Here is a 13,666-nt window from a genome sequence, read left to right as displayed (position 1 = left end):
CAAGGAGATGACCCCATGCGTCCAGAAGCTGACGGAACGGCGCCGCATATTTCGTACGTGATCGCGGGGTCAGAGGCCACCGGCGGTGCCGGGCTGCAGGCTGATCTGCGTACCTTCCGGCAACTCGGGACGTACGGCGTCGGGACCATCACGTGCATCGTCTCGTTCGACCCGAAGTCCGGCTGGGCGCATCGCTTCGTCGCGGTGGATCCCGAGGTCATCGCCGATCAGATCGAAGCTGCCACCAGTGCGCACGATCTCGATGTGGTGAAGATCGGCATGCTCGGTACGCCGCAGACGATCGCCGTGGTCGCCGACGCGCTCGCGAAGCAGACCTGGCGGCACATCGTGGTCGATCCGGTCCTGATCTGCAAAGGGCAAGAACCGGGCGCTGCCCTCGACACGGACAACGGTCTTCGCAGCGAGATCCTCCCCCTGGCCACGGTTGTCACACCGAATCTCTTCGAGGCGCGCACCCTTGCCGGGATGGAGAGCATCGAGAGTGTGGAGGACCTCAAAGAGGCAGCTCGGCGTATCGCCGACCTCGGACCCCGATACGTCGTGGTCAAGGGCGGAATGGATCTGCCGGGCACCGATGCTGTCGACATCGTCTACGACGGTGTCGATTTCACGGAGTTCCGGGCCCCGAAGATCGGGGAGCAGCGAGTTGCCGGTGCCGGCTGCACATTCGCTGCCGCGATCACGGCCGAACTCGCCAAGGGTGCGGACGTGCTGGACGCGGTTCGGGTGGCCAAGGAGTTCACCAGGGCCGGGATCTTGGGCCGGATCGAGACGAACATGCCCCAGCCATCAATCGGGATCGCGTGATCGGTTGCGCTCGGGTGCCCGAATCATCAATGCCGGCAGCATGATCCCGAAGAACAGCGCGATCGCCACGCCGAGTGCGGTTTCGCCGATCCGTTCGAACATCCGGGAAGGTGCGCTGTCGGGATTGGAGTATCCCAGCAGCATGATCACAAAGAATGTCGTGAACGCGGGCAGGATGTAGAACCTCGAGCCCGCGGTGGCAGCCGCCAGTGTGAGCGCCAGTGCGAAGGCGACGGCGTAAACGACCGTGGGTGGCGAGGTTTCGATCAGCAGTACGGCCAGTGCGCCGCCGGTGATCACCGACGCCAGGCGTCCGACCATGCGGGAGATCTGAACGCCCCGGGCCGGACGCATCACCATCAGCGCTGCGGCGCAGGCCCATCCGACATGGTCGAAGTCGAGCGCAAAACCGATCGCGGCCGCGACCGCTCCGGCTGCACCCAATCGCAGCCCGTATGCCATCCCCGGTCCTTCGGGTGGTGCGTCCCGGGCCTCGGGTTCCCGCTGCGGAAGCACCAGGCAGACCAGCCAGACATAGGCGGAACCGGCGAGGAAAAGCGCTGTCAGTCTTCCTGATTCACCGATGCTGTCGTAACTGAGGCCGACGCCGACCATCGGTACCGCCAGTGTCATCAGCAGTAGGCCGAGCCGGGCGAACCGGGCGACACCGGCCAGGAGCACCGCGCCCAGCGCGAGGCCGAAGATCACCGGGACCGCAACCACTGGGTACGGGGCCACCAACGAACCGGCCATCATCGGTACGCCGATGAGCAGACCCGAGATCAGCAGAACGAGGCGTTGCCTGCGTCGTGGTGGGATCCCGACCACGGCGGCGGGCAAAACACCCACGCCGAGTGCCGCGGCCGCGGCGAGGTCCGAGAACGCGACCACAACAGCGGGCAAGGCGGCCACCGCGCCAAGGGCAGCCCTGGCGCCGCTCCAGGCGAAGAGCGGTTTCTCGGGCATGGGCCACAACGCCTTTCGCAGCTGGTCCGGCTCGGTACCCGCGGGTCGGCCCGATGTGCCTTTCGAAACGCTAGCAGGATTCGGTCATGCACACGCTCTGGCTGTGGAACCATCGTCGTGATATCCGTGGCGGATAGCTGGATCGACCGAAACCCCATCGGTGAGCCCGCCGAACGAAATCAGTTCAGCACAGGCAGATCTGGGCCGAGCGCAACCATGCGGCGAATGCTTCCTGATCGGTGCTGTCCGTGACCCACCACGTGATGGTCCCGTTGACTTCCGAGTAGATGATGTACGCAACGGTGTTGTCGTCGAAGGTGTCGAAGTAGGCGTACACCGGGTCGCCGTCGATTGTCTGGGTGAACAACTCGGAGGTGTTGCTCTCGGCATACGCGGCGTCGGCGATGGTCTTGATGTCCGAGGTGCCTGCGTCGAACAGGGCGATGGCACTCGGTGGGGCGCCCGTGGTGCCCTCGGTGAGTACGCCACTGGCCGGCGCACAGATGATCGCGGCAATGGCATAGTCCGGACGGTCCATCGCCTGGCAGGTGTCGGCGTCGAACAGATCCGGGTTGGCGTCGACCAGACCCTGGTCGTCTGCGTCGAGGGCGCCAGGTGTTGCCGATGGGTTCGTCGTGGGTTCCGGGCGTTTGGTGGTGGTGGAGGTTTTGGTCGTGGTGGAGGTCGACGTCGATGTGGTCGACGAACTCACCGGCCCGGCCTTGGGGTCGTTGTCCCCGCCGGAACTGGCGATGGCCACTCCGAGAATGGCAGCGACCAGCACAACAACAACCGCTGCGATCGCACCGATCGTGAGATTGCGCTTGCGGTTCGGGTTGGGGCCCGGCTGCTCTGGCGGCGGGCCGTAGGCGGCGGCATAACCCGGCGGGGGGTTCGAACCGTACGGGGGGTCCGAGCTGTACTGGGGGTCCGAACCGTATTGGGCATTCGTGCTGTATTGCGCGGTTGGCACATATCCGCCACCCGGTGCCGGTGCCTCGGGCGAGCCCCAACTCGGTGTGCCCCAACCCGGTGCACTCGGTGGCGGTGGACCCGCAGGTGGCGCCGGTGGACCGGACGTCGTTTCCGGGGTTGCGGGTTTGGACAAAGCAACACCGACGATCGGTGGCGCCGGGAACGGTGCGGCCGCGGAACCGGCGGGATCCGACTCGGCGACGAGAGCTTCGAGCGCGCCGAGTGCGACCACGGTCTTCGGGTTGTCGAGTGTTGCCACCGTGCCGAGTTCACCGAGACGCTGCTGGACCAGTGGCACCCGTGAGGAGCCGCCCGTCAGATAGATCTGGACGTCACCGCCGGCGCCTGCGCGAGCCAGTGTCCGCCGGGTGAGGTCGACAACCGAGTCGACGTTGGCGGCGATGAGCTGTTCGAACTCACCGCGCGTCAGCTCGAGGATGGCCTCGCGGCCGCCTGCGCTGATGTTGATGACCGCGCGCGGCGATTCCGACAGCAGCTCCTTGGCGCGTCGGATGTTGTCGTCGACGGCGCGTTTGGTCGACAGGTTTGCCTCGGTCCGCAGGTACTCCAGGAGTTCGGGTGCGCGTGAGGTGAGTTGTTTGTCGACCCACCGCCGGATCATGGCATCGAGGTTCTTGCCGCCGAGGCCGTTGCTGCCGTCGTGCGCGATCAGGTCGATAGAACCGGGTGTGGACGTCGCATCGCCGATCTCGACAACGGCGACATCGCATGTGCCGCCCCCGTAGTCGAGCACCGCAATCGTCTTGCCCGCGGCTTCTCCTGCAGGGATGGCCCGGGTGTAGTGCGCGATCGCGGCGCGAGGTTCGGAGATCAGGGTGACCGCAGAACGGTCGAATCCGATCAACTCGGCCGCGAGGGTCAGGACATCGATCTCCTCGGGTGACCAGGCCACGGGGTGCGTGAGGATCAATCGGCTGGGCCGGGTCCCGCCGCGGCGTTCCACCGCCCGATTCATGGCCGAATTCAGCACGGCGGCGATGAGGTTCTCCAGTGGTAGATCAAGATTGCCGACCGGAACCGTGCCGGCATTGATGTGCCGTTTGGGGTGTGTGATGAACGCGGCGGGATTGCCTGAGGCCTGGTTGACGGCGGCTTCGCCGACCAGCACATTGCGGTACGAATCCGCGTATACCGACGACGACATGATGTCGCTGTTGTGGGAGAGCGGCACCACCGCGGGCGCACCTGAACCGGGTTCATATCCGGCCGCGGCGGTATTGGACGTACCGAAGTCGATTGCCAGCCACCATTGGTTCGACATCGGGGTGGTTCCTTTCGAAGTGAGTTGGCCATCGGAGTCGGCCACCGCCAACGTAAGGCATCTACGCGTTGGCGGCAGCCGATTGTCCGGTGGGTGAATGTCGTACTGCCAGATGACGGTTGAGGCAGTGCCTGCTACAGGATGGTGAAGCCGTCCGGTATGCCGTTCTGGTCGAGATCGGAGACCGCGAAATCGTGCACGCCGTCTTCGTCGACATCGGTGTAGTAGGTGTCGACGGTTCCGTCCTGGTCGAGGTCGGATGCGCTGGTCTCGCTGAACCCGTCGCCGTCGATGTCGTGGGCGATGGTGTCGACGATCCCATCACCGGTGAAATCCTGGACGATCGTGTCGTCGATCCCGTCGCCGTCGGTGTCGACGAGCGCAGATTCTTCATAACCGTCACCGTCGAAGTCCGCGTATCCGACGATCTGCGGATCGTCCTGCGGATACTCGGCGGCCGGACCGTTGCTCTGGGGTGAGGTCTGCGGCGAATCCGCTCGGGTGGAATCAGACATGGGGTTCCTTTGATGCTGGTTGTCGCCGGCTCAGAGGGCGCTCGTGTCGGGGGTCTCGACGCTGTCGGGATCGATTTCGGTCCACTCGTCGGTGCCGGTTTCGTGGACGTAGGCGCTGTCCACCTCGCCGTCCTGGTCGTCGTCGACGAATGCGATGTCGTGTTCGCCGTCGGCGTTCTCGTCGAGGAACACGGTGTCGGCGATTCCGTCCTGGTCGGAGTCGGAGACCGCGGTTTCGAAGTGCTGGTCGCCGTCGGTGTCGAAGGCAAGGGTCTCTGCGGTGCCGTCCTGGTCGTAGTCCTGCACCATGACGTCGCCGACGCCATCGCCGTCGACGTCCACGAGGGCGGATTCGGTCACGCCGTCGTTGTCGACGTCGAAGACCTCCAGGACGGTGGCATCTTCGCTGATCTCGGGCATGCTGTTGTCGGACATCGGATTCTCCTTGTTGGTGGGGGTGCTCGCGATGGTCTCGCTTGCGGTGTTGTTGATAGGAGAGTCCGAACGCGCCGAATGTTCCGGTGGATATGAAAGAGGTTTCCGGGTATCGATCTACTGGTTCGGAAGTACATCGCTGACAGGGGTGTTCTGGCCGGCCGCGAGCCACCACTGGTCGTCCTTGTTCACCAGTACATACATGGCCATCTCCGAAAATCCGGTGGCGTCGGGCTCTCCACCCGCGGACAACGCCTGCCTCCGGATGTGTGTCACCACCACCCCGGGTGCAGGGGAAATGCTCTGAACCACCTGAAACTCGGACGTCGGTACTGCGGCGACCTTGCCGTCCATCATGGACCGATGAATCGTGTTGAGAAGTGAGTATCCCTGGAGTACCTGGCCCTTCGGGCTTCCCCAGAGCACATCTGAGGCGAACAGCGAGTCGTATTGATCGGCATTCGATGCGCTTTGTAGCCGATCTGCCAGAAGTGCAACCGCGGCAGCGACCCCGTCGCTGTCGTCGGCTCGGTGCAGAGTCGGCCGGGTGGTGTCCATAGGTGGATTCGATTCAGTCATACGATGACGCTACGAGTTCAAGTGTGCTTTAAGTCAAGCCGCGACGTCAGCCCGTGATTCGGATCGTTTTCTCGAAGGCCTGTGGAACGCGTGTAGTGCGAACGGATGAGCTGGGACGACGTCAGGCGACAAAACCCGCGTATCCGTAACGGGCACTTGATGATCCACAAGCAGTCGGAAATGTTCTTTGGTGCACATCGGAGTTGCTGGTCGCGTACATTTGCACCGGCGCAAAGGCATCCCTGCGCATCGCCTGCCCAGAGGGAGTCCTTACATGGACATCAACACTGTCACCGACGTTGTCCGGCGCCCACCGCAGCGACCTGGGGAGATCTGGCGCGCAGGCGATGCCTGGCTTGCCGGTGGCACGTGGTTGTTCTCCGACGATCAGCCACATCTGCGTCGGCTTGTTGATCTCACCTCGTTGGGCTGGGAGCCGCTCGTGTCCGATGCCGACGGCCTGCAGATCGGCGCCACGTGCACGATTCGCGATCTGTATGCCTTTGTGCCCCCGGGTGGTTGGGTGGCCGGCCCGCTGCTGGCCACCAGCTGTGAAGCGTTCTTGTCGTCGTTCAAGGTCTGGAACGCGGCAACAGTCGGCGGCAACATAGTCATGTCCCTGCCGGCAGGCCCGATGATCACGATGACCGTTGCGCTGGAGGCCACCTACACCCTGTGGGCAGCCGACGGCAGTGAGCGGACGGTCGATGCGGCCGAGTTCGTCACCGGAAACCATGAGAACGTACTGGCATCCGGCGAGATACTGCGCCGCATCGCGATTCCGGCGCAGGCGTTGCGTAAACGGTATGCCGTCCGCCGGTTCACCCTGACCAAGATGGGCCGATCCACGATCTTCATGGTCGGGACCCAGACACCGGGCACCACAGATCTGCTGCTGACGATCACCGCCGGAACCACCAGGCCGGTCCGGCTGGCGTTCGACACGCTCCCCGACGCCGTCGCCTTGCGCGCCGCCATCGATGCGCTGCCGAGCGAGCTCTGGTTCGACGACCCGAACGGGAAGCCCGATCATCGGCGACACCTGGCGAACCACTTCGCCGAAGAGATCCGGATCGAACTGGCAGGCGGTGTGGCATGACGTACACGGTGAACGGCAAACCCTTTGAGCAACAGCCAGACCCGGGTCAGTGCCTACGTACTTTCATGCGCGATCTAGGTCATCATGGAGTAAAGAAAGGTTGCGACGGCGGTGACTGCGGTGCCTGCACCGTCTGGCTCGACGGCAATCCGATCCACAGCTGCATAACACCGGCATTCCGGGCCGACGGCCGCGAGGTCACCACCATCGAGGGCCTTGGCACTCCCGAAGACCTCCATCCGATGCAGAAGAACTTCTGTGCGGCACCGGGTTTTCAGTGCGGCTTCTGTACGGCGGGCATGATCATGACGGCAGCGACGTTCACCGATGCACAGAAACAGGATCTGCCGCGAGCCCTGAAGGGAAACCTCTGCCGCTGCACGGGTTATCGGGCGATCGAAGACGCCGTCAACGGCGTCTCGGAGATCGAGGAAGCAAAGCCGGGCCAGGCCGTCGGAACCAGCGTGGGGGCACCGGCGACCGTGGACATCGTCACCGGCCGCGCCGAATACACGATGGATGTCGCGATGGAGGGAATGCTGCATCTCAAGGTGCTCCATTCGCCCCACGCTCATGCCCGGATCGTGTCCATCGACAAGACCGCGGCCCTTGCCGTGCCCGGCGTGCACCGGGTGTACACGTGGGAGGACGTCCCCCGGAAACTGTTCACCACCGCCATCCACACCGACCACCTCGTCGATCCGGATGACACCTACATCCTCGACAACGTTGTCCGGTTTGTGGGGCAACGGGTGGTGGCCGTACTCGCCGAGTCCATCGGCGCGGCCGAGGAGGGTTGCCGTCAGGTGGTGGTCGAATACGATTTGCTGCCTGCGGTTTTCGATCCGGAGGATGCGATGTCGCCGGGTGCGCCGGCGCTGCACGATTCGTCCGACCCCTTCGTTCAGGACCCGGAACACAACATCCTGCTCGAGATCCACGGGCACGTCGGTGATGTCGAGGCCGGGTTCGCCGCGGCCGATGTGATCCACGAGGGGACGTACGCCTCGCCCCGGGTGCAGCACGCGCATCTGGAGACCCACGGATCGATTGCGTGGATGGAGGAGGGGCGGCTGAATGTCCGCACGAGTTCGCAATCACCGTCCATCGCCAAGGTCAAGCTTGCACATCTGTTCGATCTGCGCCCTGACCAGCTGCGCGTGTTCTGCAAACGGGTCGGTGGCGGCTTCGGTGGCAAACAGGAGGTGATCGCCGAGGATCTGGTGTCATTGGCGACGATGGACACCGGTGCGCCGGTCTCGCTGGAATACACCAGGACCGAAGAGTTCACCACGGCCTCCCCGCGCCACCCGATGAAGCTGACGGTCAAACTCGGTGCCAAGGCGGATGGGACGCTCACCGCATTCCAGGTCCGCAACGTCTCGAACACCGGTGCATACGGCAATCACGGTGGTGAGACGTTGTTCGCGGGCAGCGCCGCGGTGATGCTATACCGTTGCGCCAACAAGAAATACGATGCCTATTCGGTCTACACCAACACGGTGCCCAGTGGTGCGCTGCGCGGGTACGGGATGACTCAGCCGGCTTTCGCTGTCGAATCCGCGATGAACGAGCTGGCGGTCCTGTTGGACATGGATCCGATGGACGTGCGGCGCCGCAACATCATCCGTCCGGGCGATGCCCTCATCGCGTTCGAAGACGGTCCCGACGATGTGATGTTCAGTGAAGACGGCCTTGGTGAATGTATCGATCTGGTCGATGCGGCGCTGGCGCGCAACAACAATGGTGTATCGCTCGGTGATGATTGGCTGATCGGGGTCGGCACCGCGAGCTCGGTCCATGAGACCGCGCCGCCGACCGAACACATCTCGGAGGCCTGGGCGACCCTGGGTGACGACCTGGTCTACGAGTTGGCCGTCGGAACGGTCGAGTTCGGTGAGGGTACCTCGACCGCGCACGTCCAGATCTGCGCAAACCAGTTGGGCACCACACCCTCACGGGTACGACTCGTCCAATCTGACACGGACCGCACCGGTTTCGACACCGGCGCATTCGCCAGTGCCGGCCTCTTTGTCGCAGGCAACGCAGTGCTGAACGCATCCAATGCACTTCGGGACCGGATCCTGGCATTCGCGGCATCGCACGCCGGTGAACCGCTCGCCAACTGCTCGATGGACGACGACGGCGTTCTCTGTGGTGGCACCCGACTGACGCTTGCCGAGATCGTCGCGGCCGGAGCGCGCCGCGGGATCAAGTTCACCGAGGCCCGAAAGGCGTACGGATCACCGCGCAGCGTCACGTCGAACACCCACGGATTCCGGGTTGCAGTTCACCGGATCACCGGCGAGATCCGCATCCTGTACAGCGTGCAGGCGGCTGATCCGGGCGTGGTGATCAACCCGGCCCAGGTTCGCGGTCAGGTGGAAGGCGGTGTGGCACAGGGGCTCGGATTTGTGCTCACCGAGGATTACCACGTCGACGAGACCGGCACGATGATGAACCCGAACCTGCGCAACTACCGCATCCCCACGTTTGCCGATGTGCCGCGTACCGAGGTGATCTTGGTGGAGTCACACGACTCGGTTGGCCCGATGCGGTCCAAGGGTATGGCGGAGTGCTGCATCAACCCGGTGGCTCCGGCGCTGGCCAATGCTGTCTACGACGCGACCGGCGTCCGGTACCGAGAGCTTCCGCTCACCCCGGACCGGATCTTCCACCGTCTCGGTGCTTCCCGAACAAATGTCGCGCCGGCCTGATCCGTGTTCGACAAACCCAATAGGAGATGGCGATGAGCGCCGAAACGATCAACACCGTCGCGACGGTCATCATCGGCCAGAAGGTACGGCCCGGAGCTGAATCGGCGTACTCGATCTGGCAGGACAGTATGAATGCCGCGGCCTCGCTCTATCCGGGGTTCGTCGCAGCCGAAGTTTCCCAGCCCACCGACGTTCAGCCGGATTGGGTGGTCATCTACCGCTTCGACTCTGTCGCCAATCTGCAGGCCTGGATCAACAGTGCGACCCGCCAGGAACTCTCAGATCGCGGACGCGACCACGTCGACGGGCCCGCCACCCAACAGGTGATCAGCGGCGGCGCCCAGGCCGCGGACCCGTTGGTGACGGTTGTCGTGACCCATCGGGTCAAACCTGAACTGGTGGACGACTTCTTGGCCTGGCAGGGCCGTCTGAAGGAAGCCGAGACGAAGTTCGACGGGTTCCGTGGATCCGAGTTGTTCCGGCCGATCGAAGGCCTGCAGGACGAATGGACCGCGCTGTACCGCTACGACAACGCCGCAGACCTCGATGCCTGGCTGACCTCCGCCGAGCGCCGCGAGTTGTTGGCGGAGGGTGAGCGGTTCAGTGATTTCGAACTGCGGACCATCGACAATTCCTTCGGCAGCTGGTTTGCCTTTGACGACAAGGGGATTGAGGCGCCGCCGCCGTCGGGGTTCAAGACCTCCATCGCGGTGTGGGTGGGTCTGTATCCGACAGTGGTGCTCTTGTCGCTGGCGTTGTCACCGCTCGAGATGCCGTTGTGGCTCGGGCTGCTGATCGGCAACCTCATCTCGAGCTTCCTGATGAGCTATTTCACAATGCCCTATTACGTGAACAAACTGCTGAAGGTATGGCTCTGGCCGCGGCCGGAACGCACTGCCCGATGGACCAATTCGTGGGGCTGGGGCATAGTCGCCGCCGTGACGACATTGTGGGTGGTGGTCTTCTACCTGGTCACGGTGGTGTTCTGGTCCCTGCCCTGAGGTGGCTCCTTCCGCCCCACTGTGCGAACGCGAAGTCGGAATCATCTGAGCGCAGCCAAGTCGTCGTTCCGGGCCGTGATCCAGGTCCGCATGCTGTCGATGCCGGCCGTCAGATCCTGCGCGGTCAATCCGTCGCTGGTGGGAATGGACTCCGCCAGGGCGTCGAGTTGATCCTCGGCCAGACCACTGCCATAGATCAGGTCGTACAGATCCCAGTACGCGGACTCATAGACCTCGGTGAACGCATCCGACGCGAGGAACCGGGTCTTGAGCGGGTTGCCGCCGCCCATACCTCCACCACCGGGACCGATCTGACCTCTGGTGTCGGGTCGGGTGTTGTCCTGGCCCGCAGGCGCTGCCTGCCGGATGCCGGTGTTGGCCGGGCGTTGCTGCATCTGCCCGTCCGTCGCGGTTGCTCCCGGTCGGGCGCCCCCGCCACCGCCGCCACCCATTGACACGGTGTCGTCGGGACCTGCGGTGGTCTGACCGTTCATGGCCAGGTTGAGGTCCCACGCGACAACCGTGATCTTCTCGGTTTCCAGGTCGTACCAGAGGTAGTAGTTCTGGCCCGGCCCGCTCATGTCGTCCGAGTTGACCAGCAGGTTCTGGGTGGCCACGTACCGCGCAAACGAATCGACGTCCACCCAGTCACCGAGGTGCTCGTCGAACTCTTTGTCGTCGGCACCATCGAGCCATCGCAGAAAGTTGATGATCGGCTGTACGTCACCGGTTCCCGATGCGTTGAGCAACTTGAACTGGCTGGTGTACGAGGCCTGGTCATCGTCGACGTACGCCATCTTCGAGTTCGCGTCGGCCTTGTACAGATAGCCGGGGGAGTCGAAGAGGGTGTCGGCGTAAGCGGAGGCAGGATGTTCGAGCAGCAGCCGCGTAGACGTCTCACTGCCGTTGATGCGGTAGACACTGTAGGCGTAACGCTGCGATGCCTGTCCGGTCTCTGCGGTCAGTGACAGGGCCATCGCCTCGTTGATGACGGGTGATCCCGGACGTACGGAGATCTCCGTGAGCCCCTGGTAGGCACGCCCTTTGGCGTTCTCGTCGAAACTGATCAGCAGCGGAAGTGAGCTGGGATCATCTGCGCTGACGGAACCCATGGCGCCGCCCATCATGCCGCCCATGCCGCCGCCCGGTTGCCCATCGGCAGGTGGCTGCATGCCCTCGGGAAGTTCCATGCCTTCCGGTGGCTCGAAGCCTTCGGGAAGTTCCATGCCAGGGGGAGCTTCGGCACCCTCGCCGCCGGGGTCCTGCCGGTCGCCGTCTACACGTAGACCCATCAATGTGGAGTTGCCCTTGAGGCGTACCGAGGCATCCGAGACCACGGTGCCGTCGATCGTCACCGTCGCATTGATCCACTTCTTCTCGCCGTCATCGCGGTACGCGGTGATCATGTCCTGATACTCGGCGTCGGTGATGTCGATGGACACCTCGTGGTCCACCGAGTCGTCGAACAGATCAACTGTGCCGGTGATGTTCTCGGTGATCTCCGAAGCAATGACCGCTGGATCGCCGGTGATGTACGGACGGATCCGGGTGGTGCCGAACACCGTTGCCATCACGACCACGAACACCACGAAGATCGCCACGATCTGCCAGTGCTGGCGCCAGCTGACCGGAATATGGTGGCGCAGCCTCTTTTTGGTCTGACCGGGCTCAGGGACCGCCAGATCCGGATCGTCGGCCATCAGATATCCGTCTGGTCGTATCCGGTCAGAACGGTGACTCGTTGGCCGGAGTTGACGTCCCTCAGTGCGGCGATGAGCTCGGCCGGCTGCTTCCCCTTCTTCAAGCGCGCGGTGTAGTACAGCTCATTGAGGGCGCCGGCTCTGGTGGATTCCGTTGACACCAACTCGAATTCGAGGCAATAGCTGATCATCACGTCTTCGATCAGTTTCGCGTACTCCTGCTCCGGCGGAACCTGGACCTTGACCACCTGGCGCTGGACGTCGAGCTTGTACCAGTTGAACTTGTACATGATCACGAGCACGAGGCAGATCGCCACGGTTGCCGCGATGGCGAGAAGGTAGAAGCGGGTTCCGGTGCACATACCGATCGCCATCACAAGGAAAATGAATCCCACGTCTCGGGTTTCCTTGACGGCGTTGCGGAATCGGACCACCGACAGTGCTCCGACCAGAGCGAATGCGCGCGCGATGTTGGAGCCGACAACCAGCATGATGAGGGCGATGATCATGCCGCACATCACCAGTGTCTGCACAAATGACTGGCTGTACGAGACGTTCTTGTGGGTGTAGCGGTAGACCCAGGCCACCGTCGCCGACAGCACAAACGACAACGCCAATGAGCAGATGATGTCAAACGTGTTGAACGTTCCACTGAGATCTTGCAGATCGATATTCACAAACTCTTCCTCAAATCGGTCATACTCGCACAGCTCTTGGATTGTTGTGGCACAACAAGTTCTGCTGCACCCATCTGGGATCGCGGAGCCATCCCGAATGCTTCGATGGATTGGCAGTACTTCGACACGCGGATGACCGACATGTTCAGCCGGGCGGTGAGATCGGTGGCCCAGTAGGGCACACGTTCGTTCGCCTTGAGTTCCACGACCGCCAGTTTGGGTGGAATGGTGAACTTGTTTTCCGAAGCGCAGGCGAAGTCGAAATCGCGGTCACGGCCGTGGACCTTGTGGTCGATCGTCACTCGGAGCCCGAGGTCTGCGTCGTTGCCGACGAATGCTTCACGCAGGTATCCGGTGGTGACGATCGGCCGCAGGTCGAGATTGCCGATCAACGTGGTGACCTCGTTGACAAATGGTCGTTGTGCGGGGTCGCACTCGATGTCTTGGCGCTCGTTCAACCATCGCAGTGCGGTGCCGTACGGCATCGAGATCCGGCGCTTCTGGGTGACCCTGTTGACGCGTTGCTTGATCTCGACATGCACCTCGGTGGTGTCGGTGCACTGTGTCGGATCCCCATAGAGGCGCATACGCACTTTGCGCCGGAACTTCAGTCCCTCGATCTTCTCCCAGTAGAACCGCAGATCCGGGGTGTCGTAGTACAACGACGTCACCGGGTACCCGCCTACGGGTGAGTACGGATCGGAGTCCATGCGGGCGGAGAGTTCTTCGCGCAGCTCTGGAACCTTCAGCTCGTCGACGAAGTATTTGATCTCGTAGCGATTGAACGCATGCAATCTGCTCGCTGTTTGCTGATATCCCTGGGTACTCACCCCGGTTCGTCACCTCTTCCGTTCCGGTACGCCGGGATGAACTCCAGGCGAACCAGAGCAGT

The 13,666-nt window shown here is 63.1% G+C and carries 12 protein-coding genes; 4 read left to right on the top strand and 8 right to left on the bottom strand.

Annotated features, from left to right (window positions below; translation table 11 throughout):
- Window positions 1-15: 15 nt before the first annotated feature.
- Entirely contained in the window at window positions 16-828 is an 813-nt protein-coding gene (gene thiD, locus AC56PL_RS10750; protein WP_495513687.1) for a bifunctional hydroxymethylpyrimidine kinase/phosphomethylpyrimidine kinase, read from the top strand.
- Here the strand turns inward: thiD and AC56PL_RS10745 are convergent.
- From AC56PL_RS10745 to AC56PL_RS10725, 5 genes are all read right to left on the bottom strand, one after another.
- On the bottom strand, window positions 811-1,794 hold the full coding sequence (locus tag AC56PL_RS10745) for an FUSC family protein (RefSeq protein ID WP_497153812.1): 984 nt from the start codon (window positions 1,792-1,794) through the stop codon (window positions 811-813). The two genes, thiD and AC56PL_RS10745, sit on opposite strands and share 18 nt — an antisense overlap.
- A gap of 184 nt (window positions 1,795-1,978) precedes the next feature.
- Window positions 1,979-4,051, bottom strand: coding sequence for an Hsp70 family protein (locus AC56PL_RS10740; RefSeq protein ID WP_497153811.1), 2,073 nt, complete (start codon window positions 4,049-4,051; stop codon window positions 1,979-1,981).
- A 134-nt stretch (window positions 4,052-4,185) separates the two neighbouring features.
- On the bottom strand, window positions 4,186-4,566 hold the full coding sequence (locus AC56PL_RS10735) for a hypothetical protein (protein ID WP_497153810.1): 381 nt from the start codon (window positions 4,564-4,566) through the stop codon (window positions 4,186-4,188).
- Window positions 4,567-4,596: 30 nt separating this feature from the next.
- A complete protein-coding gene (locus AC56PL_RS10730; RefSeq protein WP_497153809.1) occupies window positions 4,597-5,001 on the bottom strand; it encodes a hypothetical protein in 405 nt (134 codons plus the stop codon).
- A 117-nt stretch (window positions 5,002-5,118) separates the two neighbouring features.
- A complete protein-coding gene (locus AC56PL_RS10725; protein ID WP_497153808.1) occupies window positions 5,119-5,580 on the bottom strand; it encodes an SgcJ/EcaC family oxidoreductase in 462 nt (153 codons plus the stop codon).
- Window positions 5,581-5,854: 274 nt separating this feature from the next.
- On the opposite strand from AC56PL_RS10725, the gene AC56PL_RS10720 reads away from it, so the two are divergent.
- From AC56PL_RS10720 to AC56PL_RS10710, 3 genes are read left to right on the top strand one after another with little or no spacing between them, the layout of a single operon-like run.
- Window positions 5,855-6,679, top strand: coding sequence for an FAD binding domain-containing protein (locus AC56PL_RS10720; protein WP_497153807.1), 825 nt, complete (start codon window positions 5,855-5,857; stop codon window positions 6,677-6,679).
- Complete coding sequence (locus tag AC56PL_RS10715) at window positions 6,676-9,396, top strand: molybdopterin-dependent oxidoreductase (RefSeq protein WP_497153806.1); 2,721 nt, start codon at window positions 6,676-6,678, stop codon at window positions 9,394-9,396. Before AC56PL_RS10720 ends, AC56PL_RS10715 begins: the two co-directional genes overlap by 4 nt.
- 32 nt (window positions 9,397-9,428) lie before the next feature.
- Entirely contained in the window at window positions 9,429-10,397 is a 969-nt protein-coding gene (locus AC56PL_RS10710; protein ID WP_497153805.1) for an antibiotic biosynthesis monooxygenase, read from the top strand.
- 41 nt (window positions 10,398-10,438) lie between these two features.
- Here AC56PL_RS10710 and AC56PL_RS10705 read toward each other — a convergent pair whose 3' ends face one another.
- Genes AC56PL_RS10705 through AC56PL_RS10695 form a run of 3 tightly spaced genes read right to left on the bottom strand, consistent with a single transcriptional unit; the run spans window position 10,439 to window position 13,604 of the window.
- Complete coding sequence (locus AC56PL_RS10705; RefSeq protein WP_497153804.1) at window positions 10,439-12,097, bottom strand: CotH kinase family protein; 1,659 nt, start codon at window positions 12,095-12,097, stop codon at window positions 10,439-10,441.
- Window positions 12,097-12,774 (bottom strand): DUF4956 domain-containing protein, encoded by a 678-nt coding sequence (locus AC56PL_RS10700; protein ID WP_495513677.1) that lies wholly within the window; start codon window positions 12,772-12,774, stop codon window positions 12,097-12,099. The genes AC56PL_RS10705 and AC56PL_RS10700 overlap by 1 nt, the downstream gene beginning before the upstream one ends.
- Complete coding sequence (locus AC56PL_RS10695; RefSeq protein ID WP_497153803.1) at window positions 12,771-13,604, bottom strand: polyphosphate polymerase domain-containing protein; 834 nt, start codon at window positions 13,602-13,604, stop codon at window positions 12,771-12,773. Before AC56PL_RS10695 ends, AC56PL_RS10700 begins: the two co-directional genes overlap by 4 nt.
- Between the last annotated feature and the right edge of the window lie 62 nt (window positions 13,605-13,666).

Source organism: Williamsia sp. Y721 (genome assembly GCF_059683565.1).
The sequence above is the reverse complement of the archived record's forward strand: the minus strand, read 5'-3'. Positions and strand labels throughout refer to the sequence as shown.

Excerpts from the sequence above, each read along its gene's own strand:
- AC56PL_RS10705 (WP_497153804.1), bottom strand. The coding sequence starts at position 12,097 with ATGGCCGACGATCCGGATCTGGCGGTCCCTGAGCCCGGTCAGACCAAA.
- AC56PL_RS10730 (WP_497153809.1), bottom strand. The coding sequence starts at position 5,001 with ATGTCCGACAACAGCATGCCCGAGATCAGCGAAGATGCCACCGTCCTG.
- AC56PL_RS10735 (WP_497153810.1), bottom strand. The coding sequence starts at position 4,566 with ATGTCTGATTCCACCCGAGCGGATTCGCCGCAGACCTCACCCCAGAGC.
- AC56PL_RS10720 (WP_497153807.1), top strand. The coding sequence starts at position 5,855 with ATGGACATCAACACTGTCACCGACGTTGTCCGGCGCCCACCGCAGCGA.
- AC56PL_RS10715 (WP_497153806.1), top strand. The coding sequence starts at position 6,676 with ATGACGTACACGGTGAACGGCAAACCCTTTGAGCAACAGCCAGACCCG.
- AC56PL_RS10740 (WP_497153811.1), bottom strand. The coding sequence starts at position 4,051 with ATGTCGAACCAATGGTGGCTGGCAATCGACTTCGGTACGTCCAATACC.
- AC56PL_RS10725 (WP_497153808.1), bottom strand. The coding sequence starts at position 5,580 with ATGACTGAATCGAATCCACCTATGGACACCACCCGGCCGACTCTGCAC.
- thiD (WP_495513687.1), top strand. The coding sequence starts at position 16 with ATGCGTCCAGAAGCTGACGGAACGGCGCCGCATATTTCGTACGTGATC.
- AC56PL_RS10745 (WP_497153812.1), bottom strand. The coding sequence starts at position 1,794 with ATGCCCGAGAAACCGCTCTTCGCCTGGAGCGGCGCCAGGGCTGCCCTT.
- AC56PL_RS10710 (WP_497153805.1), top strand. The coding sequence starts at position 9,429 with ATGAGCGCCGAAACGATCAACACCGTCGCGACGGTCATCATCGGCCAG.